Origin of the sequence: Curvibacter soli (assembly GCF_029211125.1) — a bacterium.
GTDB classification, from domain to species: Bacteria; Pseudomonadota; Gammaproteobacteria; order Burkholderiales; family Burkholderiaceae_C; genus Curvibacter_A; species Curvibacter_A soli.
The window spans coordinates 1-23,313 of the sequence record NZ_JARGEN010000033.1 but is presented as its reverse complement, the minus strand read 5'-3'; the positions used below and the strand labels follow the sequence as shown (position 1 = coordinate 23,313).

Here is a 23,313-nt window from a genome sequence, read left to right as displayed (position 1 = left end):
CGGCGGCTATTCGGCGGCCAGCACGAGCATGGCGCCCAGCCCCGCAACGGCGCCCGGCACGGCCCACGGGCTTTGCGGGGCGGCGGGCTGGTCGGGCGTGACGGGCGGCAGGTCCTGGCCAAACTTGGGGCGGCGCGCGTCGAGCACGCGCGTGGCGGCATGCTCGGCCTGCAGCTTGGCCGTCAGGTCGGTGAGCGGCCCCTTGGCGATCACGGTGGTCACCGCATGGCCGGCGGCCTGCAGCGGTGGGACGAGCAGGGCGTACAGCTTGTCGGCCCACTTCTCGCGCCAGTTTTCGCGCGCGCTGTGGCTTACCCACTTGCTGATGCGGTGCGTCATGCGCGGCGCGCAGGCCACCAGCACCCAGTGTGTGCCCGGGGCGGCGGGGCCGCCCAGCATGGGTGCGAGTTGTTGCTGCGCGTAGGCAGCGTCGTCCACGTACACGATGATCGTTTCCATGAGGGCTCTCCTTCGGGGTGGGTGGGGGATGCGGTGGGTGGCACTAGGTGGCGTGGCCGGGTTTCTGGTCGGCGGCGCGGGCTGCCTTGGCGTCCTGCCGCCGCGCCGCGTTGCGCGCGCGGCGCACCGCCAGCCATGCGCAGCCCAGCACCAGCACGATGGCGGCAATCTCCACGGCCCAGCGCAGCAGCGTCTGCGGCGCCTCCTTGGTGCCGAACAGGCCGGCCAGAAGCGGCTCGTCGACGATCATCTTGCCCGCCGTGTAGGCCAGCACTGCGGCGCCGATGTACATGATGGCCGGGAAGCGGTCCACCAGCTTCAGCACCAGCGTGCTGCCGAACACCACGATGGGGATGCTGATCAGCAGGCCGAACACCACCAGGTCGAACGCGCCATGCGCCGCGCCTGCCACGCCCAGCACGTTGTCGATGCCCATGAGGGCGTCGGCCACGACGATGGTCTTCATCGCGCCCCAGAAGGTGGTGGCGCGCTCGTGGTGCTCGCCGCTGCCGTCGTCGTGGCTGGCGATGAGCTTGTAGGCGATCCACAGCAGCCCCGTGCCACCCACGAGCATCAGGCCGGGAATCCGGAGCAGCCACACCACGCCGATCGTCATGAGCGAGCGCACGATGACGGCGCCGACCGTGCCCCAGATGATGGCTTTCTTCTGCAGGTGCGCAGGCAGCGCGCGCGCCGCCAGGGCGATCACGATGGCGTTGTCGCCCGCGAGTACGAGGTCAATGAGGACGATGGCCAGCAGCGCTGACCACCAGGGAGTGGAAAACATTTCCATGCACGAGCTCCGGGTTGCGGTTCATATCGATCAACAACCTGCCGCAAGGCATGGGGGAGGCAGCAAGCGGGCCCGGCGCCGCCGTGGGGCGGACTGCCGGGACGCGAGCGACTTCGACCAAACCTGCGTAAGGTTCCAATCGAAGGTCTTGCTCGGCATGCGTGTGATGCTTGGTACTTGGGATGCCCAACAAGCCGGAAGGTGTACTTCGTATTGACGACTTGCTGATACTTCCCGCTGCCCGTACCCCGTGTGGGCGGTACCTCCTGTGGGCGGCGGAAAGCGGGAGCTACTCCCCTTCGTGGGGCTGATTCTAGGGCATGCGGGGCATGCCGGCGGCTCATGCGCGGGAAATCACTGCGCGGGGGCCAGGCCGGTCGGGCCCAGAACGCGCCGGCATCGGGCTGCCCTTGAACTCCGAACCGATGCCCGCCTTGAAGCGATGGCGGCACGCGCATGGGGGCAAGGGCATGGGGCTATCATCCAGGCCCCTCCTGCCATGGCCGCCATCCACATCACCGACATCGAAGCCGCCATCAACCACTGGCGCGCCCGCAAGCCCTCGCCCGACGGCGTCACCCTCGCGCCCGAAATCCGCGCGCTGGCCGAGGTGTACGCACTGATGGTGTTCTGGCATGAGGACGAGGCCGACGAGCACGGCTTTCCCGCCCAGGCCTACGCGGCCTGGAAGGCGTGGTACGACACCCAGCCGGATACACCGTGCATCGCCATTTGCTCCACCAGCCAGGGCGACGCGCAATGCAAGGGCTGCGGCCGCAGTTTCGATGAAGTGCAGCACTGGCCTGCGATGAGCCCCGCGGAGAAGCGCGCCACCTGGCGTCGCATCACGCTGCATGGCGAGGCGTGGCGCTTCAACCGCTATGCCGAGCGCGCCGTGCCCGGCGAACAGCCTGCGTCCAGGGAAGAGCCGCCTTCTTCGGGCTAGTGCAGTGTTCGATGCTTGGCGGCACCAATAAAAGCAATGCGTTTTGGCGCAGGGCAAGGCGCAAACCACAGCGATAGCCGTCGCTATCGCGAGGATTTGCAACGCCGCCATGCGGCAAAAGGCGCGGTTTTATGTGCTGCTTGGCGTTGAACACTGCACTAGAACCCGCGGCACTGCGCTACTTCCAGCGCAGGCACTCGATATCCACGCTGCGCGCCGCGTCGCCGAGCGTGAGCACGCCTTCTTGCAGTGTGGCCTGCAGTTGCATGCTGCGCTGCGCCAGTGCTGCCAGCGCCTGCGCGGCCTCGGTGGGCACGCGCCATACCTGCAGGTTCTGCGGCCGGGTCAGCTTGTTGGCGATGCCCTTCCACCACACCTCGGCGGCATGGTGGAAGGCGTACACCATCACCTGGTCGGCCTTGCCGCAGGCGCGCACGATGGGCTTGTCCTCCGGCTGGCCGACCTCGATCCACAGCCGCGCGCGGCCCGTGAAGTCGCGCAGCCATACGTCGGGTTCGTCCGGGTCGGACAGTCCGGCGCCGAAGCCCAGCGTGCCGTCGCCGCCGCAGTCGTCGTTGATCCGGTGCGCCTGCAGCGCCAGCGCGGCCAGCCGTACCATCATGCGTTCATCGGTCTCGCTCGGGTGGCGGGCCAGCGTGAGCGCATGGTCGGCGTAGTAGCCGTGGTCGATGTCGGCGATTTGCAGGTTCGCCTTGAAGATGGTGGATTTGAGGGCCATGGCGGGGTCATGCAAACAGAGGAAGGGAGCTTCCATCCGTAGAAGTCGGAGCAGTCTGACGCTATTGTTTTAATAGCTGCCGCCGCAGGTAAATAAAGCGCCGGAAGCCGATTTGGCTTGAAAATTCATCACACCCGACGCGCCAGCTCCGCCGCCTTGCCCACGTAGCTGGCGGGCGTCAGCGCCAGCAGGCGGTCTTTCTCGGCATCGGGAATCGGCAGCGAGCGGATCAGGCCGTGCAGCGCCTGCGCCGTCACCGTCTTGCCGCGCGTCACTTCCTTGAGCTGTTCATACGCGCCCTGCACGCCGAAGCGGCGCATCACCGTCTGGATCGGCTCGGCCAGCACTTCCCACGAGCCGTCGAGGTCGGTGGCCAGCGCCTCGGCGTTGAGTTCGAGCTTGTTCAGCCCGGCCAGCAGCGCGTGGTAGGCCAGCACCGCGTGGCCCAGCGCCACGCCCATGTTGCGCAGCACCGTGCTGTCGGTCAGGTCGCGCTGCCAGCGGCTGATCGGCAGCTTCTCGCTCAGGTGCCGCAGGATGGCGTTGGCCAGGCCCAGGTTGCCCTCGGCGTTCTCGAAGTCGATCGGGTTGACTTTGTGCGGCATGGTGGACGAGCCGATCTCGCCGTCCTTCAGCCGCTGCGTGAAGTAGCCCAGGCTCACGTAGCCCCACACGTCGCGCGCCCAGTCGATCAGGATGGTGTTGGTGCGCGCCACGGCGTCGAACAGCTCGGCCATGTAGTCGTGCTGCTCGATCTGGACGCTGTAGGGCTGGAAAGCCAGGCCCAGGCCGAGCGGCTCGGGGGTTTCCACCACTTTCTTGCTGAACGCCTCCCAGTCGAAGTCGGGCCAGGCCGCCAGGTGGGCGTTGTAGTTGCCCACGGCGCCGTTCATCTTCCCGAGCAGCTTGACGGCGGCGATCTTCTCGCGCGCGACGGCCAGGCGCACCACCACGTTGCCGATCTCCTTGCCCACGGTGGTGGGGCTGGCGGCCTGGCCGTGGGTGCGCGAGAGCAGCGGCACCTCGGCATAGGCATGGGCCAGCTCGCGCAGCTTGGTGACTACGGCGTCCAGCGCGGGCAGCAGCACCTGGTCGCGCGCGCCCTTCAGTTGCAGCGCGTGGCTGGTGTTGTTGATGTCCTCGCTGGTGCAGGCGAAGTGCACGAACTCCGCCGCATGCTCCAGCTCCGGACGGGCCTCGAACTTCGATTTGATCCAGTACTCGACCGCCTTCACGTCGTGGTTGGTGGTCTTCTCGATCTGCTTGATGGCCGCCGCGTCGGCTTCGGAAAAATTCTTCACCAGCCCCAGCAGGTAGGTGCGCGCGCCCGGCGTGAGCGGCTTGAACTCGGCGAACCCCGCGTCGGACAGCATGATGAACCATGCCACCTCCACCTGCACCCGGCGGTGCATGTAGCCTTGCTCGCTCATCAGCGGGCGCAGTGGTGCGAGTTTGGCGGCGTAGCGGCCGTCCAGCGGCGAAATGGCGGTGATCGAAGACAGGCTCATGGCCCGGATTGTAGGCCGCGCACCCGTGCCGGCCTGCCCGCATAGAATCTGCTGCCCTTGCCCGAGAGACATCCGAATACCAGGAAGAACAGACCCATGAAACTAATCGGTTCCAGCACCAGCCCCTACGTCCGCAAAGTGCGCATCGTCATGGCTGAAAAGAAACTCGATTTCGAGTTCGTGGAAGAAAACGTCTGGTCGCCCGGCACCACCATCGGCGCGTCCAACCCGCTCGGCAAGGTGCCCTGCCTGGTGATGGAGGGCGGCGAGGCGGTGTTCGACTCGCGCGTGATCGTCGAATACCTCGACACGCTGTCGCCCGTGGGCAAGCTCATTCCCGCGCTGGGCCGCGAGCGCGTCGAGGTCAAGACCTGGGAGGCCCTGGCCGACGGCGTGCTCGATGCCGGCGTCGCCGCGCGCCTGGAGGCCACCTGGGCCGGACGCACCAGCGCCGAGCGCAGCCAGGCCTGGATAGACCGCCAGTTGGGCAAGATCCAGGCCGGGCTCAAGGCCATGAGCCAGGGCCTGGGCGAGAAGACCCACTGCAGCGGCGTGCACTTCACGCTGGCCGACATCGCCGCAGGCAGCGCCCTGGGCTGGCTGGAATTCCGGTTTCCCCAGATCGCATGGCGTGCCGAGCATGGCAACCTGGCCCGGCTGTACGACAAGCTGCTGCAGCGCCAGAGCTTCATCGATACGCAGCCTCGCTAGTTCGATGCTTGGCGGCACCAATAAACCTAGAAACGGCAGTTGACCGCTTCGCATCCCTTGCCAGGCCGCATGAAATCGAGCGTTGACGGCTTCGATGACGTTCACCTCGTGGGTGAGAGCGCTATGCACCTGCCAGCACCGCGCTCGGCGCGCCATGCGGCGTTGCTCCTCCTTGCGGGCAGTAGCCCGCCGCGTCGTCGCGCCTTGCCTGGCACCCCGATCACGGCACCGGCAGGCGCATCCAACTGCCGTTTCTAGGATAAAAGCGATGCGTCAAAAGGCGCGGTTTTATGTGCTGTCGGAAAGCCGGAGGGGGAATAAAGGTGCTGCGAAGCGCCCCAAGACGAATTGAGAGGGAGGGAGGGAGGAGAACCGTCCCGGGATTTCATCTGGTGAGAACACCGGATGGCTTCGCAGCAGAAACACTCGTTTGCCATGTACCCGGCGGGTTGCGCCGAGTACGTGGTGTAGGAGAAACCGAGTGTGCCCCAAGTTCCTTCCAGTTCGTTTCCGGTTTGTAAAGATGCCGTAAGCGTATGTGGGTTTTCAGGTGGCCTGCAGCAGCCGCTCCAGGGGCGCCTGCACCCGCACGCCGTCGGGCGCGAGCGCGCCGGCGATGCGCAACTGTCGGCGCCGATCCAAATTTGAGCCACCGTGCCGCCGGGCGGGCAGTTGCCAAAAATCATGGACGCCGCGCCAAAGACTGGAAGAATGGCCGCGGGGCCTTACATTTCTCAAAGATACGAGCCAGCCGCCTACAAGCCAGCCGCCGCTCCGGCGACGAGGAAGCACCGATGGAATTCAAGGACTACTACAGCACCCTGGGCGTGGAGCGCACCGCGTCGGAAGATGAGATACGCAAGGCATACCGCCGCCTAGCGCGCAAGTACCACCCCGACGTGAGCAAGGAAGCCGATGCCGAGGTTCGCATGCGCGATGTGAACGAGGCGTACGAAGTGCTGCACGACAAGGAAAAGCGCGCCGCCTACGACGGGCTGGCCGAGCGCGTGGCGCGCGGCGGCGGCGCCGGGCCGCAAGGCGGCTTCCAGCCGCCGCCGGGCTGGGACGAGGGCTTCGAGTTCCACCATGCGGGCAGCCCCGGCGACGAAGCCGGCTTCAGCGATTTCTTCTCCTCGCTGTTCGGCGCGGCCCAGCGGCGCGGCGCCGCGCGGCGGCAGTACCGCGCGCGCGGCGACGACCAGCACGCCGCCATCGAGATCCCGCTCGGCATGGCGCTGCAGGGCGGCGTGCGCGAGATCACGCTGCGCGCCCTGCAGCCCGACGCGCAGGGCCATCCCGCATGGACCACGCGCACGCTGGAGGTCACCATTCCTGCGGGCGTGCACCCGGGCCAGTACATCCGTCTGGCGGGCCAGGGCCAGCCGGGCCACGGCGGCGGCGAAAGCGGCGACCTGTTCCTGGAGGTGCGCATCCAGCCGCACCCGCTCTACCGCGCCGAGGGGCGCGACATCTACATGACCCTGCCCGTCACCCCCGCCGAGGCGGCGCTGGGCGCGCAGGTGCGGGTGCCCACGCCCGCGGGCGGCGTGGTGGATGTCGCCGTGCCGGCGCAGGCGCGCAACGGGCTCAAGCTGCGGCTCAAGGAGCGCGGCTTTCCCGGCAGCCCGCCGGGCCACCTGTACCTGCTGGTCGACGTGGTGCTGCCGCCCGCCGACACCGAGGCCGCGCGCAAAGCCTATGCCGACTTCGCGCGCGCCCTGCCGTTCAACCCGCGCAGCCACCTGGGAGTCTGACCATGACGACGCGCATCACCATCACTGCGGCCACCATCGTCGGCGCCGGCCAGCCGCTGGACGCGCAGGCCCTGGCCCGCGCCTGCAACACCGAAATCGACTGGGTCGCGCAGGCCGTGGAGGCCGGCATCCTGCAGGCCGAGGGCGACGCGCCCGCCGCCTGGCGCTTCCACAGCGTGGACCTGCGCAGCGCCCTGGAGGCGCGGCGCCTGCAGCGCGACTTTGGCGTGGAGCTGGAAGCCGCCGCGCTGATCCTGGACCTGGGCCGCGAGGTGCGGCGCCTGCGCGCGCGGCTGCATGCGCACGGTTTGGGGCTGGGCTGAGAACGCTGTTTTTCAGATACTCCTGGGGAGTATCAATCAAAGGCTGGCTTTCTATGGGCGGTGGTGGGCTGCATGGTGGGGAGTATATTGACAACCCATCGTTCAGCCGAACACGGTGGCCCAGAGCGCAAGCACGGCGTCGCGCTCGCAAACGAGCGCGGGCGGCTGCACGCGCGTGGGCTCCTCGTTGAGCCGTGCGCGGTGCTGGGCCTGGCGCAGCGCGCGGTAGGCTGCGGCGGCGGCCTCGCCGACGCCCAGGGGCAGCAGGCCCTGGGCGTCGGCGCGCTGCAGCAGCGCGATGTTGCCCACGTTGTCGCGCAGCGCGGGGTGCGCGGCGGATTGCGAGAGCACGAGGTACTGCACGGCGAATTCGGCATCGACCATGCCGCCGGGGCTGTGCTTCACGTCGAACCAGCCGGGCTTGACGGGGTGGGCGGCGCGCACCTTCTCGCGCATGGCGACGATCTCGGCCTTCAGCGCCTGCGCATCGCGCGGGGCGGCGATGACGGCCTCGCGCACGGCGTCGAAGCGTGTCTTGAGCGCAGGCTCGCCCAATACGAATCGCGCACGGGTCATGGCCTGGTGTTCCCAGGTCCAGGCGGTGTTGCTGCCGCGCTGCTGCTGGTAGTTGGCATAGGCCGCGAAGCTGCTGACCAGCAGGCCCGAGTTGCCATTGGGCCGCAGCGCGGTGTCGATCTCGAACAGGTCGCCCTCGCCGGTCTTGGTGGTGAGCCAGTTGATGAGGCGGCGCACGAAGGCGGCGTAGACCTCGGGGGCGCGCTCGTCGTCGTCCTCGTAGACGAAGACGATGTCGAGGTCGCTGCCGTAGCCCAGCTCCTTGCCGCCGAGCTTGCCGTAGCCGATCACCGCGAACTGCGGTTCGGCGCGGTGGCGCGCGGGCAGGCGCTCCCAGCACCAGCGCGCGGTGACGGCGAGCACGCTGTCGGCCAGCGCGCTCAGGTCGTCGGCCACCTGCTCGACGCTCAGGCGGTGCTCCACGTCGCGCGCCAGGATGCGAAAGAGCTCGGCGTGGTGGGTGCGGCGCAGCAGGTTGAGCAGGTTCTCGTCGCCGTCTTCGCCGGTGCGGGCGAGCGCGGCGCGGCGCTGCTCGATCTCGCGCGTGAACTCCGCGGCGTCGAAGCGGCCCGACAGCAGCGCGTCGCTGGCCAGCTCGTCGATCACGCCGGGGTGCAGCAGCAGGTAGCGCGCGGGCCAGCGCGCGGCGCCCAGCATGTGCAGCAGGCGCTCGTGCACCGCGGGGCGCTCCAGCAGCAGGGCCAGGTAGCTTTGGCGGCGCAGCAGCGGCTCCAGCCAGTCGGCCATGCGCACGGCGGCCTCTTCGCTCACGCGGCCCGCGCGCAGCCATTCCGCCGTGCGCACCACCAGGCGCAGCAGGCGCGCGCGCACTTCCTCGCGCAGCGCGTTCACGCGCGGGTGGCCGCGCCAGGCTTCGAGCCGCGCGCGGAAGGCGGGCGGCTGGTCGGCGATGAGCGCATCCAGGTCGGGCGGCGGCGCGCTGGCGGCCATGCCGCAGCGGCCCTTGCCGCAGCCGTTGTGGCCGCCGAGCAGGGCGTCGAACTCTTGCGCCACGCATTCGCGGTGGCTGCAGAAGTCGTCGAGGAAGTCGCTGGTTTGGCCATGGCCCATGGTGTGGGCCACCCAGGCCAGGTCGGTGTCGGCGGCGGGCAGCATGTGGGTCTGCTGGTCGTCGAGGTACTGCACGCGGTGCTCCACGCGGCGCAGGAATTCATAGGCGCGCGCCAGGCGCTCGGCGGTGTCGGCGGTCATGAGGCCCGCATGGGCCAGCCGCGGCAGGGCCTGCAGCGTGCCGCGGCAGCGCAGTTCGGGGAACTGGCCGCCGCGCACCACCTGCAGCAACTGCACGGTGAACTCGATCTCGCGGATGCCGCCGCGCGAGAGCTTCACGTCGTTGGCGCGCTCGGGCCGCCCGGCGCTGCGGCGCGTGGCGTGCTCGCGGATCTGCTGGTGCAGCGTGCGCAGGGACTCGAACACGCTGTAGTCGAGGTAGCGGCGGAACACGAAGGGCAGCACGACGGCGCGCAGGGCCAGCACGCCCGCGTCGGCGATGCTGGCGCGCGGCGCGATCACGCGGCTCTTGAGCCAGGCGAAGCGCTCCCATTCGCGGCCCTGGACCTGAAAGTATTCCTCCAGCGCGTCCAGCGATACGGCGGGCGGGCCCGAGTTGCCGTTGGGCCGCAGGGCCAGGTCGACGCGAAAGACGAAGCCATGCTCGGTGGTGTCGCCCACCAGGGCATAGATGATCCTGACCGCGCGGCCGAAGTATTCATGGTTGCTGATGCGCCCGTGCCCGCTGGCGGTGCCGGCGGTTTCGCCATCGTGGTCGTAGACGTAGACCAGGTCGATGTCGCTCGACACGTTGAGCTCGCGCGCGCCGAGCTTGCCCATGCCCACCACCCACAGTTGTGCGCGCTGGCCCTGCGGCCCCTGCGGGGCGCCGTGCTGTGCGTCGAGTTCATGGCAGGCCTGGGCGCAGGCGGTGTCGAGCGCGAACTCGGCCAGCTCGGTCATGGCGCGCACCACGTCGGCGAGCGGCGCCTGGGCGTCGCAGTCCAGCACGATCAGCCGCGCCAGCACGAGCTGGCGCAGGATGCGCAGCGCCGCAGCGGTGTCGTGGCCGCGCGCGCGCAGCGCAGCGAATGCCTGCTCCAGCGTGCCGCGCCCCGGGGCGCCGGCGGGCAGCAGCGGCAGCTCGCCGGCGTAGCGGCGCTGCAGCCGCTGCAGGCAGCGCGCGTATTGGGAAAGAGGGGGCGAAAGGGCGGCGGCGGGGGAGGCTGGCGTCCCCGGCGTTGTTACCGCTTCACCGTTCGGCGCAGAACCCGCGCCAGCAGCGCGGGTCATAATTCCTGACACATCCAAGCCCACCCATGGTTGAACCGACGACACCCACACGCCTGCTCAAAGTGTCGGCATCCGTGGCGCGGGGACTGTTGTGGTGCTTGTTGGCCGCGTGGCTGGTGCTGATCGCCGGCTGGGGGGCGCTGCATGGCTGGATTGTGCCGCGAATCGGCGAATTCCGTCCGTGGATCGAACGGGAAGCCAGCACTGCCATCGGGGTTCCCGTGCGCATCGGCGCCATCAGCGCGCGCAGCGAGGGGCTGGTGCCCACCATCGAGCTGCGCGACGTGGGCCTGCTCGACGCCCAGGGCCGCGTGGCGCTGCGCCTGCCGCGCGTGGTGGCGGCGCTCTCGCCGCGCACGCTGTGGCACCGCGGCTTCGCGCAGCTCTACATCGAAAAGCCGGAACTCGACGTGCGCCGCGCGGCCGACGGGCGCATCACCGTGGCCGGGCTCGACCTCGCGCGCGGCGGTGGCGACGATGGCCGCACCGCCGACTGGGTGTTCGGGCAGGCCGAGCTGGTCGTGCGCCAGGGCACGCTGCGCTGGACCGACGAGCAGCGCGGCGCGCCGCCGCTCGTGCTCGGCGACGTGGACCTGGTGCTGCGCAACGGCCAGTGGCGCCACGCCATGCGGCTCGACGCCACGCCGCCGCCCGAGTGGGGCGACCGCTTCACGCTCATGGGCCAGTTCCGCGAGCCGCTGCTGAGCGTGCACAGCGGCCGCTGGGGCGACTGGAGCGGGCAGTTCTACGGCCATTTCGCGCGCGTGGATGTGTCGCGCCTGCGCCGCCATGCGGACCTCGACGCGGTGGACGTGGTGCAGGGCCGCGGCGCGCTGCGCTTCTGGGCCGACGTGGAGCATGGCACCATCGCGGGCGGCGTGGCCGACGTGGCGCTGGCCGACGTGGACGTGACGCTCGCGCGCGGCCTGCAGCCGCTGGCGCTGCGCAGCGTCGAGGGCCGCGTGGGCGGTCGCCGCCTTGTGGGCGGCGTGGAGTTCTCCACCCAGGGCCTGCAGTTCGAGACCGATGGCGGCGTGCGCTGGCCCGGCGGCAACCTGTTCTGGCGCTATGCCGAGCCGGGCGGGCGCATGCCCGCGCAGGGGGAGCTGCGCGGCGACCGGCTCGACATGGGCGCGCTGGCGCGCATCGCCGAAAGCCTGCCGCTCGACGACAAGGCCCATGTCCTGCTGCGCGCCTTCGCGCCGCAGGGGCTGGTGGAGTCGGTGCAGGCCACCTGGCAGGGGCCGTGGTCGGCGCCCGCCAGCTACCGCGTCCAGGGGCGCATCGCGGGCTTCGCGGTGGCGGCCCAGCCGGCGGACAAGCCGCAGGAGCCGGGCCTGCCCGGTGTGCGCGGCGCCAGCGTCGCCTTCGACATGACGCAGGCCGGCGGGCGCGCCACGCTGGCGCTGGCGGACGGCGCGCTCGAACTCCCCGGCGTGCTCGAAGAGCCCGTGCTGCCCCTTGACCACCTCTCCGCCGAAGTCAACTGGACGCGCAAGGACGCGCAGTGGACCGTGCAGGTGCCCGCGCTGAGGTTTGCCAACGCCGATCTGCGCGGCGAGGCGCGCATCGGCTGGCACACCGCCGATCCGCGGCGTTCGCCCTCCAGGTCGATTTTTCCGGGCGTGCTCGACCTCGAAGGCAGCCTCGCGCATGCCGACGGTGCGCGCATATACCGCTACCTGCCCCTGGGCATCGACGCCAATACACGCCATTACGTGCGCGAGGCGGTGCGCGCGGGCACGTTCGCGGACGCGCGGTTCCGCGTCAAGGGCGATCTGTACGAGCTGCCCTTCGCGCGACCGCACCAGAACGGCGAATTCCACATCGCGGCCGCGGTGCGCGACGCCACCTACGCCGTCGTGCCGCCCGCCCTCCAGCAGGCGGGCGACAAGCCCTGGCCGGCCCTCACGCAACTGGCCGGCGAGCTGGTGTTCGACCGCGCCTCCCTGCGGATCGTGGGCGCCAGCGCCCAGGTGGAGGGCCATGCGGGCCTGCGGCTGGTGCGCGCCGATGCGCAGATTCCCGATCTGGAGCACGCCGAGGTGGCGCTGCGCGGCGAGCTGCACGGGCCGCTGCAGGACGCACTGGCCTATGTGAACGGCTCGCCCGTGGGCGGGATGACCGAAGGCGCGCTGGCCGAGGCGACGGGCAGCGGCATGGCCGGCTACCGCCTGCAGCTCGCGCTGCCGATCGCGCACATCGCGCAGTCGCGCGTACAGGGCAGCGTGGTGTTCTCGGGCGCCAACGAGCTGCGCATCCGGCCCGGTACGCCGCCGCTCACGCGCCTGCGCGGGAGCATCGATTTCACCGAAACCGGCTTCGCGCTCAACGGCGTGCAGGCCCGCGCGCTGGGCGGCGATGTGCGGCTCGAAGGCGGCTTGCGCGCCCCGCCCGGCGGCGGCCCGGCCACGCTGGCGCTGCGCGCGCAGGGCACGGCCACGGCGGAGGGCCTGCGCCAGGCGTCCGAGCTGGGGCTGCTGGCCCGCCTGGCGCAGCGCGCCAGCGGCGCCGCGGCCTACAGCGCCAGCGTCGGCCTGCGGCGCGGCGTGCCCGAGGTGCAGGTGGCCAGCAGCCTGCAGGGCCTGGCGCTCGCGCTGCCAGAGCCGTTCGGCAAGGCGGCGGAGGCAGCCCTGCCGCTGCGTTTGGACAACACGCTGCTGCGCGAATCGCTCGCCCCCGGCGCGCCGCTGCGCGACCAGTGGCAGCTCGAACTGGGCCGCGCCCTGAACGTGCAGTACCAGCGCGCGCTCGACGGCGGCGGCACACCGCGCGTGCTGCGCGGCAGCATCGGCGTGGGTCTGGGCGCCGACGAATCCGCGCCGCTGCCCGAAACCGGCGTGGTCGCCAACGTGCGCCTGGAACATGCGGACATCGATGAATGGAATGCACTGCTGGGGGCGGGCGGCGGTGCGGGCGCGGATGACCCGTCGGCGCAGGGTTACCTGCCCACCAGCCTGGCCGTGCGCGCGCAGACGCTGGTGCTGGGCGGGCGCACGCTGCACGGCGTGGTGGTCGGCGGCTCGCGCGAAGGCGCGGTCTGGCGCGCCAACCTCGATGCGCGCGAGCTCGACGGCTACGTCGAATACCGCCAGGGCGAAGGCGGCGCGCAGGCAGCGGCGGGGCGCGTCTACGCGCGGCTGGCGCGGCTGTCGGTGCCGCAGGGCGCGACGGGCGAGGTGGAGTCGCTGCTCGACGAGCCGTCCAGCGTCCTGCCCGCGCTCGACATCGTGGTGAACGACTTCGAGCTGGGCGGGCGCAGGCTGGGCCGCCTGGAGGTGGATGCCGTGAACCGCGGCGGCGACGCCAACCAGCGCGAATGGCGCCTCACGCGGCTGGCCATGACCACGCCCGAGGCGCAGCTCGCCGCGACGGGCAACTGGGCCTTCGTCGGCGCGCAGGGCGCGGGCCCCGGCGCGGCGCGGCGTACGGCGCTGAACTTCCGCCTCGACATCCGCGACGCCGGCGGCCTGCTCAAGCGCCTGGAAATGCCCGACGCCGTGCGCCAGGGCCGCGGGCACATGGAGGGGCAGGTGGCCTGGCTGGGCTCGCCGCTGGCGCTGGACTACCCCTCGCTGACCGGGCAGATCAACATCAACGTCGAGGCCGGTCAGTTCATCAAGGCCGACCCGGGCCTGACCAAGCTGCTGGGGGTGCTGAGCCTGCAGTCGCTGCCGCGCCGGCTGGCGCTGGACTTCCGCGACCTGTTCAGCGAGGGCTTCGCCTTCGACTTCGTGCGTGGCGACGCGCGCATCGACCACGGCGTGGCCAGCACCAACAACCTGCAGATGAAGGGCGTGAACGCCGCCGTGCTCATGGAGGGCAGCGCCGACATCGCGCGCGAGACGCAGGACCTGCATGTGGTGGTGGTGCCCGAGATCAACGCCGGCACCGCCTCGCTGGTGGCCGGCGTCATCAACCCGGCCATCGGCCTGGGCACCTTCCTGGCGCAGATGTTCCTGCGCGGCCCGCTCATGCAGGCGACCACGCAGGAGTTCCGCGTGGACGGCACCTGGGCCGACCCGCGCGTCACCAAGCTCACCGGCGCCAGCCGCACCGGCGCGCAGGGCGATGCCGCGCCCGCCGCCGGCACCCACTCCGGAGAAAAGCCATGAAAATCGCCGCCCTGCAGATGGTCTCGGGCATCGACCCCGCCGCCAACCTGCGCACCGCCCGCACGCTGCTCGAAGAGGCCGCGCGCGCGGGCGCCGAGCTGGCCGTGCTGCCCGAATACTTCTGCGTGCTGGGCCGCCAGGACACCGACAAGCTCGCGCTGCGCGAGCCTTTCGGCGACGGGCCGATCCAGGCGTTCCTGGCCCGCGCCGCGCGCGAACTGGGGCTGTGGGTGGCCGGCGGCACGCTGCCGCTCACCGCGTCGGACGACGCGCACGTGCGCAACAGCGCGCTGGTGTATTCGCCCGCGGGCGAATGCGTGGCGCGCTACGACAAGATTCACCTGTTTTGCTACCACAACGGGCGCGAGCACTACGACGAGTCGCGCGCCATCGAGGCCGGCACCGCTACGCCCGTGCAGTTTTGCATGACCGCGCGCGACGGCCGCCCCTGGTGCGTGGGCCTGTCGGTCTGCTACGACCTGCGCTTTCCCGAGCTGTACCGCGCCCACGCCCGCGCCGGGGCGGATCTGCTGCTGGTGCCGAGTGCCTTCACATACGGTACCGGCCAGGCCCACTGGGACGTGCTGCTGCGCGCCCGCGCCATCGAGAACCTGGCCTACGTGCTGGCGCCCGCGCAGGGCGGCGTGCATGAGAACGGCCGCCGCACCTGGGGCCACAGCATGCTGGTGGACCCATGGGGCGAGGTGCAGGCGCTGCGCGCCACGGGCGCCGGCCTGGTGCTGGGCGAGGCGGACGCGGCGCGGCTGGCGGAGGTGCGCGCGCAATTGCCGGCGCTGGGCCATGCGGCGCTGCTGTAGGGGGTGCGCCGCAGGCGATTTTCGACCAGGGCCCACGCAAACCAGGATGCATCAGCCGCTGCGTCCAAAGGGCGGGCGTCTGGCCTGGACCCGCTTTGCGTGAGTCGTGTCGATAATCTGCGGCACCTTCCTTTCCACCCCGCCGCCATGGACGCCGCCCACGACACCCCGCCGGGTCCCGCCGCCAGCGCGCAGGGCGCCGCCGCCGCGCCGGCCGCCGCCGTGCGCCGGCGCCGCGCGCTGAAGGACCTGCCGCTGCGCCCCTACGCCCGCGTCACCGTGCGCTGGCTCGCCGCGCTGTGGCGGCGCTGGGCGCTCTGGGGGCTGCTGATGGTGCTGGTGGGCGCGGTGCTCGTCACCCTGGTGTGGCTGGCGGGCCGCTACGAGGCCAGTCAGGTGCAGGGCAAGCTGGAGCGCGACACTGCCGACGCGGCCACGGACATCCGTGCCGCGCTGGCGCGCAACGTGGAGAGCCTGCGTGCCCTGCAGGCCGGGTCACCCGGCGCCGAGGAGTGGGAGGGCCGCGCCACCACGCTGCTGCGCGAGCACCGCGAGATCATGCGCATCGAATGGCGCAACGACGCGATGGCCGTCGTGGCGGCCGCCGACACGCCATTCCGCGCGCCGCTCTTCGGCGCGCTGCCGGGCGGCGGGGTGCCGAGCGAGGTGGCGCTGGCCTGCGGCACGGCGCGACGCTTGAACGGACCCGCGTACGCGTCCACCTATTTCATGCCGCGGCCCGACGGCCCGGACATCAAGGTCATGGAGGTCTGCGTGCCGCTCGCGGAGGCGGGGCGCATGCACGGCTTCGTGCTGGCCATGTACTCGCTGCAGGAGATGCTGGTGGACTTGGTGGGCGCGCAACTCACGCGCAGCCAGGAGATTTCGTTCACCGAGCCCGACGGCACGCGCCTGGCCCTGCACGGCGCGGCCCTGCACGGCGCGGCGCGGCGCGGCACGCGCCGCTTCACCGCGCAGCAGCTCATGGACCTGCCCGGCGCCACGCTGATGCTGCGCATGGACAACTGGCACAGCGCGCCCAGCGTGTTCCCCAACGTGCTCACGGCGCTGGTCACGGCGATGTCGATCGCGCTGGTGTCGGTGCTGGTGCTGCTGGCCAAGGACACGCGCCGGCGCCTGCAGGCCGAGCACGACCTGGCCGACGCCCTGGCATTCCGCAAGGCGATGGAGGACTCGCTGATCACCGGCCTGCGCGCGCGCGACCTGCAGGGCCGCCTCACCTACGTCAACCCGGCGTTCTGCGACATGGTGGGCTTCAAGGCCGAGGAGCTGCTGGGCCTGAGCACGCCGCTGCCCTACTGGCCGCCCGAGCATGCCGATGAATACCAGCGCCGCCAGGCCACTCGCTTCGCCGGCGCGCCGCCGTCGCGCGAGGGCTTCGAGTCGGTCTTCATGCACCGCGACGGTACCCGCTTTCCCGTGCTCATCATGGAGGCGCCGCTCATCAACGCGGACGGCCTGCACACCGGCTGGATGGGCGCCTTCCTCGACCTGAGCGAGCAGCGTCGCGTGGAGGAGCTCTCACGCGCCAGCCAGGAGCGGCTGCAGGCCACCGCGCGCCTGGCTACCGTGGGCGAAATGGCCTCGCTGATGAGCCACGAGCTGAACCAGCCGCTGGCCGCCATCGCCAGCTACGCCACGGGCTCGGCCAACCTGCTCCAGCAGGGGCCCGGGGTCGTGGCCGACCTGGAGATCGCCATGCGCCGCATCGCCGAGCAGGCCGACCGCGCGGGCCGCGTGATCCGCAGCGTGCATGACTTCGTGCGCCGACGCGACCAGGCGCGCGAATACGTGCACGCGCAGGCGCTGCTCGACGCCATCATGCCGCTGGTCATCCTGCAGGCGCGCAAGCTCGGCGTGCGCGTGCACACCCGCGTGGATGCGCAACTGCCGCCCGTGCTGTGCGACGCCACCATGGTGGAACAGGTTTTGCTCAATCTTGCGCGCAATGCCATGCAGTCCATGGACGACCCGGCCATCGTGGAGCGTCCGCTGGTGATCCAGGTGCGGCGCGCCGTATCCAACGCCACCAGCGGCTGGCTCGAATTCTCCGTGGCCGACGTGGGGCCGGGCATCTCCGACAGCGTGGCGGCACGGCTGTTCACGCCGTTCTTCACCACCAAGGCCGAAGGCATGGGCCTGGGCCTGAGCCTGTGCCGTACCGTGGTGGAGCAGCATGGCGGCTACCTGGGCTTCACAGCCAACCTGCCGCGCGGTACCGTCTTTACTTTCACCTTACCAACAAAAAAGCCTGGCAGCGCAGATGGAACCTACGCATGACGCTATTGTTTTTATAGTAGATGACGACGCTGGCGTGCGCGAGGCCCTGGCCTGGCTACTGCGTTCGCGCCATCTGCTCAGCGAGTCCTGCGGCAGCGCGGAGGCGTTCCTGGCCCGGCTCGACGCGCGCGGCCTGCCACCCCAGCCCTGCTGCCTGCTGCTGGACGTGCGCATGCCCGGCATGAGCGGGCTGGCCTTGTTCGAGGTGCTGGTGGCGCGCGGGCTGCACCAAGCCATGCCGGTGATATTCCTCACCGGCCATGCCGACGTGCCGACGGCGGTGGACACGGTCAAGCGCGGCGCGTTCGACTTCTGCGAGAAGCCGTTTTCCGACAATGCCCTGGTGGACCGCGCCGAGCAGGCGCTGGCGCAGTCGGCGCGCCATCTGGCCGCGCAGCGCCAGCGCGGCAACCTGCAGGCGCGCATGGGCGAGCTGACCGAGCGCGAGCGCGACGTGATGCGCCTGGTGGTCGAGGGCCTGCCCAACAAGCTGATTGCCGACCAGCTCAACATCAGCGTGCGCACGGTGGAGGTGCACCGCGCGCGCGTGTTCGACAAGATGAGCGTCAAGTCCGCCGTCGAGCTGGCGAACCTGCTGCGCGACGGCGGCACCGCCGCGTAGCCGGGGCGATCAGCCCTGGGCGCGCTCGCCCACGAAAATTTCCACGCGCCGGTTGCGCGCGCGGCCATCGGCGGTGTCGTTGCTCGCGACCGGCTGGGACGAGCCGCGCCCGTCGATCTGGATGCGGTTGATCGGCACGCCGCGCGCGGCCAGGTAGTCGCGCGTGCTGGCCGCCCGGTTGATCGACAGCGGGTTGTTGATGGCGTCGCTGCCGGTGCTGTCGGTATGGCCCACGATGCGCACCTCGGCATTCGGGTTGTTGCGCAGGCCGGCGGCGAAGCGGTCGAGGATGGGCATGAAGTTGGGCTCGATGTTGGCGCGGCCCACGTCGAACGAGATGTCGCTCGGAATGTCGAGCTTGAGCTGGTTGTCCGTCGTCTGCGTGACCGCCACGCCCGTGCCCTGCGTGGCCTGGGCCATCTCCTGGCGCTGCTGCTCCATGCGCTGCGACCAGATGTAGGTGCCCAGGGCGCCGACACCCGCGCCGATCACCGCGCCCGTGCCGGCATGGCCGCCGGTGGCCGCGCCCAGCACTGCCCCGGCGGCGGCGCCCACGCCCGCGCCCGTGGCGGTACGGCGCTGCGTGGGGGTCATGTCGGCGCAGCCGGCCAGCAGCATGGCGGCGGCCAGGGCGCCGATGGCGATCCTGTGGTTGTGCGTGTGCGTGTGCGTGTGCGTGTGCGTGTGCGTGTGCGTGTGCGTGTGCGTGTGCATGGCGGACTCCATTTCTTCAGACAAGTTGTATGTGCAAGGCCGCGCCGACCGGAAGCGGCAGGCACGCGGGCTGTTACAAGCCCATTATGCGAAGCGGAGGGTGTCGCACCTGCGACGGAATGTTAACGATGGTCAGTCGGCGCGCCATCCCCATCGCCATCGCCATCGCCGCCGCTGTCCGGTGGTTCGCCGCCCTTGCGGCCCGCGAACATGGTCCACCACACGATCAGCACCAGCACCGTGAGCGCGAGCAGCGCTTCAAGCAAAATCAGCCCCATGCGAAATAGTCTCCTGCGCCTTGCCGTGACGGCGCTGATTGTAGGAATGCTGGCCGCCTGCTCCAGCCCTCCCGTGCAGCAGCCCGAGGCGCCACGGGCGCCTGTCGCCGCGCCTGCACCTGCCGCCGTACCGCCGCCGCTGGCGGGCGCCGCCAGCCTGCCCCAGGGCGGCAGGAGCCGCTGGGTGCCGGTGGCGTGGTCCGAGCTGCCGGGTTTCGCCGACGACAACCTGTTCGAAGCCTGGGACGCCTGGGTCAAGAGCTGCGCGCGCCCCGCGCCCGCCTTCGCGGCGCTGTGTCCCGAGGTGCGGCGCCTGTCCATCGCCGACGCCGCCGAGCAGCGCGCCTGGATGGTCGAGCGCCTGCAGCCCTATCGCATCGAGGCCGCCGACGGCAATGCCGAGGGGATGCTGACCGCCTACTACGAGCCCGTGATCCCTGCCGCGCGCCTGCCCGGCAACGGCTTCGCGGTGCCGCTGCATCGCCCGCCCGCCACGCTGGGGAGCCGCCGTCCCTGGTACACGCGCCAGCAGATCGACACGCTGCCCGAGGCGCAGGCCGCGCTGCGCGGGCGCGAGATCGCCTGGATCGCCGACCCGGTGGAGGCCATGGTGCTGCACATCCAGGGTTCGGGGCGGCTGCGCATCGCCGAGCCCGACGGCAGCCAGACGCTGGTGCGCGTGGCCTTCGCGGCTACCAACGATCAGCCCTACCAGAGCGTGGGCCGCTGGCTGCTGGAGCAGAACCTCACGCGCGACGCCACCTGGCCTGGCATCCGCGCCTGGCTGGCGGCCAACCCGCAGCGCGCCAACGAACTGCTGTGGAGCAACCCGCGCTACGTGTTCTTCCAGGAAGAGCCGCTCAGCGCGCTGGATGGCGAATCCGGCCCGCGCGGCGCCCAGGGCGTGGAGCTGACGCCAGGCCGTTCGATCGCCGTGGACCGCCAGAGCATCCCCTACGGCACGCCGGTGTGGCTGGCCTCCGCGGGGCCGCAGGCGGCGCTGCAGCGGCTGGTGCTGGCGCAGGACACGGGCTCGGCCATCGTCGGCGCGGTGCGGGCCGACTACTTCGCGGGCTGGGGAGCGGACGCGGGCGAACTGGCGGGCCGGCTCAAGCAGAACCTGCGGCTGTGGGCGCTCTGGCCGCGCACGCCCTGACGCAGAAACGGCCACGCCCGCGCAGGGCGGGGTGGCGGGTGGCAAGAGAGCGATGGGCGGAGCGGCGCGTGCGCCGTTCAGGCCGGCTGCATGCCCGGCTGGATGCGCGGCTGCCCGGCGGTGGCGGCGGTTGCCGGGGGCTGGAAGCCGCCCGGCTGCGCCATGGCCGTGAGTTCGCGGGTCAGGTCGCGGTGGCGCAGCGCGGCGCCCATGGCGCGCATGATGTGCACGTCCTCATGGCGCAGCGCGCGGTGGCTCAGCACGCCCTGTTCGTAGCGCAGCACTTCGGGGTAGATGCGCGCCAGTTGCAGCGCGTCGGCCACGGCCTCGGCGCTGTCGCTCTCGGCGGACAGTGGGGCGCGGCTCTGGAAGGCCGCGAACCAGCGCTCGAAGCCCGCATGCTTGTCGAACAGGCTGGCGACCAGCCATGTGAGGAATAGCGTGCTGCCCCAGGTGGCCAGAATCTGCACCACGCCCAGGAAGGTGAGATGGAACGAGCGCGACCACAGTGCGTCGGCCACGATGCCGCAGGCCACGATGGCGATCACCTGCCACAGGAACACCGAGGCGTAGAACCAGCGCTTCTTGGCCTCGGCCAGCAGGTTCAGCTCTTCCTCGATGTCCTGCTCGCGCAGCGCCATCCAGTAGCGCGCCTGCTGTTCCAGCGGTTCGCGGCGGCGGGCGTTGTCGCGCAGCAGGAGGCCCAGGCCTTCGATCAGTGGCGTCATGGCAGTGTCCTTTCCAGCTTCACGGGGGTGTGAAATCCTTGCCGGGCCAGTGTAGGCCGGTCTTTTTGCGCGCGGGTTGCGGCGAAACCCTAATCTGCGTGAGACGCGGCCTACAGCCGCGGGGGGCGGGGTTTCAAGAAACTGTCACGTCCGTTGCCTAGCATCCGCCGCGGCAGTCCATTCATTCCACGGTGACCACGGTGAACCAGCAAGAGGCGCGAGACGGAGCGCCCTCGCACCGCAGTCGCATGCGTACCGTCGCCCCCGGCTGCCGATGAACCTGGAACACAGAAAAATGTCTGACATCGCTCTCCCCACTCGCCGCCGCGCCCTGCAACTCCTGGCCGGCGCCCCCATGCTGCCGCTGGGCGGCAGTCTGGCCGCTGCTGCCTCGTTGACCGCCTGCGGTGGCGACGACGACGACGACCTGGTCTTCGCCTCGGCCGAGTTCATCGGCATGTCCGCGCCCGGCACCAGCAACCCCGAAGCGCTGGCGACCACCACGGTCGGCTCCAAGCTCAAGGTGAACTTCACCGACGGCAGCAGCCAGACATACGATCTGGCCTACCAGCCCTTCTTCCTGACGGGAGATGCAGTTCCCGACGGCAAGGGCGGCAAGATCATCGCCGGCGGCTACTTCGACATCCACAACCAGCCCATCATCGACAAGAGCGTGGCCGGCAAGGAGCGCCAGTTCTTCTCTGACGCGCCTGACGGCACCTCGCTGCTGACCGTGTCCGGCGCCAAGGTCGATGGCGTCAAGGGCAACACGGTGTTCGCGGTGGTCCAGTTCGAGTACAACTCAATCGACCAGGCCGGCGCCAGCACCTACGGCACACTGCCCTCGCCGATCGCCGTGCTCACGCTCGACCAGGACCCGGCCACCGGCAAGCTCACGCTGGTCAAGTACCACAACGTGGACACCTCGAGCGTGAAGGGCCTGTGGATCACCTGCGGCTCCAGCCTGTCCCCCTGGGGTACGCACCTCTCCAGCGAGGAATACTGGCCCGATGCCTTCGACCAGGGCCTGGGCGGCCAGTCGCTGGCAACCCTGAAGGCGTTCAGCAAGACCACCTTCGGCAGCGAGACCACGGCCAACCCCTACGACTACGGTCATCTGCCCGAAGTCACCGTCAACGCCGACGGCACCGGCACGATCAGGAAGCACTACGGCACCGGCCGCTACTCGCGCGAACTGGTGCAGGTGATGCCCGACAACCGCACCGTGCTGGGCGGCGACGACTACACCAACAGCGGCCTGTTCCTGTTCGTGGCCGACAAGGAGAAGGACCTGTCGGCCGGCACGCTGTATGCGGCCAAGTACACCTCGCAGTTCACCCAGGACGCCCCCGGCAAGATCCAGTGGATCAATCTGGGCCACGCGTCCAGCGACGAGATCAAGGCATTCATCAATGACGCCGCCTTCACGGCCATCACCGCGAATGGCGACATCAAGGAAAACGGCATTTTGGCATCGACCAAGACCGACCCGCTGGATGCCAGCTTCAAGGCCATCACCATCAACAAGACGAAGGCCTGGGTGAAAATCAAGAACGAGAAGGCCGCCGCCTTCCTGGAAACGCACCGCTACGCGGCCGCCAAGGGCGCCAGCCTGTCCTTCACCAAGAACGAAGGCACCACGCTCAACATCAAGGACAAGATTGCCTACTCGGCATACGCCAACATCCAGGACTCGATGGTCGAGGGCGGTTCGGGCTACGTGGCAGCCAACAACGTGAAGTTCAAGAAGCTGGTGGCCGGTGGCGTCGTCGCGCACAAGCTCGGCGGTGGCCAGAAAGACGACACGGGCGCCGCGATCAACAGCGAATGGGTGCCGACGGAATCGTCTCTGCTGATCGCGGGCGAGGATTTCGCCTCCGGTACCGCCGACGCGCTGGGCAATACCGCCAACCCCGAGAAGATCGCCAGCCCCGACAACCTCAAGTTCTCGGAGAAGATGCGCACCCTCTTCATCGGCGAGGACAGCGGCAACCACCTGAACAACTTCTTGTGGGCCTACAACGTGGATACGAAGAAGCTGGCGCGCGTCCTGTCGTGCCCGGCCGGAGCCGAGGCCACTGGTCTGCACGCGGTCGACGAGGTCAACGACTGGACCTACATCATGAGCAACTTCCAGCACCCCGGCGACGAGTTGTATCGGTTCCAGAACAAGGCCGATAATTCCAAGTCGTCGATCACGACGGGCGGGTTGAGCGCCACGCTCAAGGACCAGATCGACGCCGTCATCAACGCCAAGTACAACGGCAAGTTCAGCTCCGCCGTGGGCTACCTGACGGCCTCGCCCAAGCAGCCGAAGCTGTCGTAGTCAAACCCACTGCATCGCGGCGCGCGAGCGCCCGGCTTACGGAAAAACCCGGCCAGTTGGCCGGGTTTTTTCCATCGTGCGCCCGGCACGGGCGCACTCCTGCGGGTGCAAGTCCCGCCGTAAGTTGATCACAGCGAACGAA

General features: G+C 70.1%; 18 protein-coding genes. 10 read left to right on the top strand and 8 right to left on the bottom strand.

The annotated features are described in order from the left end of the window. Nucleotides 1-6: 6 nt before the first annotated feature. Nucleotides 7-459, bottom strand: a complete 453-nt coding sequence (locus tag PY257_RS08265) for a hypothetical protein (RefSeq protein WP_275740813.1) — start codon at nucleotides 457-459, stop codon at nucleotides 7-9. A 43-nt stretch (nucleotides 460-502) separates the two neighbouring features. Then, nucleotides 503-1,252, bottom strand: coding sequence for a TerC family protein (locus PY257_RS08260; RefSeq protein ID WP_275740811.1), 750 nt, complete (start codon nucleotides 1,250-1,252; stop codon nucleotides 503-505). A gap of 499 nt (nucleotides 1,253-1,751) precedes the next feature. Here PY257_RS08260 and PY257_RS08255 point away from each other — a divergent pair, with 499 nt between their 5' ends. Next, nucleotides 1,752-2,198: a DUF3717 domain-containing protein gene (locus PY257_RS08255; protein WP_275740808.1), complete on the top strand. Its 447-nt coding sequence runs from the start codon at nucleotides 1,752-1,754 to the stop codon at nucleotides 2,196-2,198. Nucleotides 2,199-2,376: 178 nt separating this feature from the next. Here the strand turns inward: PY257_RS08255 and PY257_RS08250 are convergent, their stop codons facing one another. Continuing rightward, the gene (locus tag PY257_RS08250; RefSeq protein ID WP_275740806.1) at nucleotides 2,377-2,937 is read right to left on the bottom strand and encodes a YaeQ family protein; all 561 of its coding nucleotides are present in this window, start codon (nucleotides 2,935-2,937) and stop codon (nucleotides 2,377-2,379) included. Nucleotides 2,938-3,065: 128 nt separating this feature from the next. Beyond that, nucleotides 3,066-4,445: an adenylosuccinate lyase gene (gene purB / locus PY257_RS08245; protein WP_275740805.1), complete on the bottom strand. Its 1,380-nt coding sequence runs from the start codon at nucleotides 4,443-4,445 to the stop codon at nucleotides 3,066-3,068. Nucleotides 4,446-4,541: 96 nt separating this feature from the next. Here purB and PY257_RS08240 point away from each other — a divergent pair, with 96 nt between their 5' ends. The 3 genes from PY257_RS08240 (at nucleotide 4,542) to PY257_RS08230 (ending at nucleotide 7,233) form a co-directional block, all read left to right on the top strand. Next, nucleotides 4,542-5,156: a glutathione S-transferase N-terminal domain-containing protein gene (locus tag PY257_RS08240; protein ID WP_275740803.1), complete on the top strand. Its 615-nt coding sequence runs from the start codon at nucleotides 4,542-4,544 to the stop codon at nucleotides 5,154-5,156. 794 nt (nucleotides 5,157-5,950) lie between these two features. Then, nucleotides 5,951-6,910, top strand: a complete 960-nt coding sequence (locus PY257_RS08235; RefSeq protein ID WP_275740800.1) for a DnaJ C-terminal domain-containing protein — start codon at nucleotides 5,951-5,953, stop codon at nucleotides 6,908-6,910. Between the two features lie 2 nt (nucleotides 6,911-6,912). Further along, complete coding sequence (locus PY257_RS08230) at nucleotides 6,913-7,233, top strand: chaperone modulator CbpM (protein ID WP_275740798.1); 321 nt, start codon at nucleotides 6,913-6,915, stop codon at nucleotides 7,231-7,233. Nucleotides 7,234-7,335: 102 nt separating this feature from the next. Here the strand turns inward: PY257_RS08230 and glnE are convergent, their stop codons facing one another. After that, entirely contained in the window at nucleotides 7,336-10,113 is a 2,778-nt protein-coding gene (gene glnE / locus PY257_RS08225) for a bifunctional [glutamate--ammonia ligase]-adenylyl-L-tyrosine phosphorylase/[glutamate--ammonia-ligase] adenylyltransferase (RefSeq protein WP_275740795.1), read from the bottom strand. Between the two features lie 26 nt (nucleotides 10,114-10,139). Here glnE and PY257_RS08220 point away from each other — a divergent pair, with 26 nt between their 5' ends. The 4 genes from PY257_RS08220 (at nucleotide 10,140) to PY257_RS08205 (ending at nucleotide 17,969) form a co-directional block, all read left to right on the top strand. Continuing rightward, nucleotides 10,140-14,228 carry a YhdP family protein gene (locus tag PY257_RS08220; protein ID WP_275740793.1) on the top strand — a complete coding sequence of 1,363 codons (4,089 nt, stop codon included), beginning with the start codon at nucleotides 10,140-10,142 and terminating at the stop codon, nucleotides 14,226-14,228. Next, complete coding sequence (locus PY257_RS08215) at nucleotides 14,225-15,046, top strand: carbon-nitrogen hydrolase family protein (protein ID WP_275740791.1); 822 nt, start codon at nucleotides 14,225-14,227, stop codon at nucleotides 15,044-15,046. The genes PY257_RS08220 and PY257_RS08215 overlap by 4 nt, the downstream gene beginning before the upstream one ends. Before the next feature lie 147 nt (nucleotides 15,047-15,193). Continuing rightward, nucleotides 15,194-17,347, top strand: coding sequence for a two-component system sensor histidine kinase NtrB (locus tag PY257_RS08210; RefSeq protein ID WP_419095676.1), 2,154 nt, complete (start codon nucleotides 15,194-15,196; stop codon nucleotides 17,345-17,347). Beyond that, nucleotides 17,331-17,969, top strand: coding sequence for a response regulator transcription factor (locus PY257_RS08205; RefSeq protein WP_275740789.1), 639 nt, complete (start codon nucleotides 17,331-17,333; stop codon nucleotides 17,967-17,969). The genes PY257_RS08210 and PY257_RS08205 overlap by 17 nt, the downstream gene beginning before the upstream one ends. A gap of 9 nt (nucleotides 17,970-17,978) precedes the next feature. On the opposite strand, the gene PY257_RS08200 is transcribed toward PY257_RS08205, so the two are convergent. Together PY257_RS08200 and PY257_RS08195 are read right to left on the bottom strand one after the other, a co-directional pair. Next, nucleotides 17,979-18,683: a YiaD family glycine zipper/OmpA-like lipoprotein gene (locus PY257_RS08200; RefSeq protein ID WP_472924720.1), complete on the bottom strand. Its 705-nt coding sequence runs from the start codon at nucleotides 18,681-18,683 to the stop codon at nucleotides 17,979-17,981. 122 nt (nucleotides 18,684-18,805) lie between these two features. Next, entirely contained in the window at nucleotides 18,806-18,961 is a 156-nt protein-coding gene (locus PY257_RS08195; RefSeq protein ID WP_275740787.1) for a hypothetical protein, read from the bottom strand. Here PY257_RS08195 and mltA point away from each other — a divergent pair. Further along, nucleotides 18,894-20,117, top strand: a complete 1,224-nt coding sequence (gene mltA / locus PY257_RS08190; protein ID WP_275740785.1) for a murein transglycosylase A — start codon at nucleotides 18,894-18,896, stop codon at nucleotides 20,115-20,117. The genes PY257_RS08195 and mltA overlap by 68 nt on opposite strands. Before the next feature lie 77 nt (nucleotides 20,118-20,194). On the opposite strand, the gene PY257_RS08185 is transcribed toward mltA, so the two are convergent. Continuing rightward, nucleotides 20,195-20,845, bottom strand: coding sequence for a hypothetical protein (locus tag PY257_RS08185; protein ID WP_275740783.1), 651 nt, complete (start codon nucleotides 20,843-20,845; stop codon nucleotides 20,195-20,197). Between the two features lie 295 nt (nucleotides 20,846-21,140). Between PY257_RS08185 and PY257_RS08180 the strand changes: the two genes are divergently transcribed. After that, nucleotides 21,141-23,171: a PhoX family protein gene (locus PY257_RS08180; protein ID WP_275740781.1), complete on the top strand. Its 2,031-nt coding sequence runs from the start codon at nucleotides 21,141-21,143 to the stop codon at nucleotides 23,169-23,171. Nucleotides 23,172-23,313 lie beyond the last annotated feature (142 nt).

Excerpts from the sequence above, each read along its gene's own strand:
- PY257_RS08240 (WP_275740803.1), top strand. The coding sequence starts at position 4,542 with ATGAAACTAATCGGTTCCAGCACCAGCCCCTACGTCCGCAAAGTGCGC.
- PY257_RS08255 (WP_275740808.1), top strand. The coding sequence starts at position 1,752 with ATGGCCGCCATCCACATCACCGACATCGAAGCCGCCATCAACCACTGG.
- PY257_RS08185 (WP_275740783.1), bottom strand. The coding sequence starts at position 20,845 with ATGACGCCACTGATCGAAGGCCTGGGCCTCCTGCTGCGCGACAACGCC.
- mltA (WP_275740785.1), top strand. The coding sequence starts at position 18,894 with ATGGTCCACCACACGATCAGCACCAGCACCGTGAGCGCGAGCAGCGCT.
- PY257_RS08235 (WP_275740800.1), top strand. The coding sequence starts at position 5,951 with ATGGAATTCAAGGACTACTACAGCACCCTGGGCGTGGAGCGCACCGCG.
- PY257_RS08205 (WP_275740789.1), top strand. The coding sequence starts at position 17,331 with ATGGAACCTACGCATGACGCTATTGTTTTTATAGTAGATGACGACGCT.
- PY257_RS08195 (WP_275740787.1), bottom strand. The coding sequence starts at position 18,961 with ATGGGGCTGATTTTGCTTGAAGCGCTGCTCGCGCTCACGGTGCTGGTG.
- PY257_RS08180 (WP_275740781.1), top strand. The coding sequence starts at position 21,141 with ATGTCTGACATCGCTCTCCCCACTCGCCGCCGCGCCCTGCAACTCCTG.
- PY257_RS08265 (WP_275740813.1), bottom strand. The coding sequence starts at position 459 with ATGGAAACGATCATCGTGTACGTGGACGACGCTGCCTACGCGCAGCAA.
- purB (WP_275740805.1), bottom strand. The coding sequence starts at position 4,445 with ATGAGCCTGTCTTCGATCACCGCCATTTCGCCGCTGGACGGCCGCTAC.
- PY257_RS08220 (WP_275740793.1), top strand. The coding sequence starts at position 10,140 with ATGGTTGAACCGACGACACCCACACGCCTGCTCAAAGTGTCGGCATCC.
- PY257_RS08230 (WP_275740798.1), top strand. The coding sequence starts at position 6,913 with ATGACGACGCGCATCACCATCACTGCGGCCACCATCGTCGGCGCCGGC.
- PY257_RS08210 (WP_419095676.1), top strand. The coding sequence starts at position 15,194 with ATGGACGCCGCCCACGACACCCCGCCGGGTCCCGCCGCCAGCGCGCAG.
- PY257_RS08215 (WP_275740791.1), top strand. The coding sequence starts at position 14,225 with ATGAAAATCGCCGCCCTGCAGATGGTCTCGGGCATCGACCCCGCCGCC.
- PY257_RS08200 (WP_472924720.1), bottom strand. The coding sequence starts at position 18,683 with ATGCACACGCACACGCACACGCACACGCACACGCACACGCACACGCAC.
- PY257_RS08250 (WP_275740806.1), bottom strand. The coding sequence starts at position 2,937 with ATGGCCCTCAAATCCACCATCTTCAAGGCGAACCTGCAAATCGCCGAC.
- PY257_RS08260 (WP_275740811.1), bottom strand. The coding sequence starts at position 1,252 with ATGGAAATGTTTTCCACTCCCTGGTGGTCAGCGCTGCTGGCCATCGTC.
- glnE (WP_275740795.1), bottom strand. The coding sequence starts at position 10,113 with ATGACCCGCGCTGCTGGCGCGGGTTCTGCGCCGAACGGTGAAGCGGTA.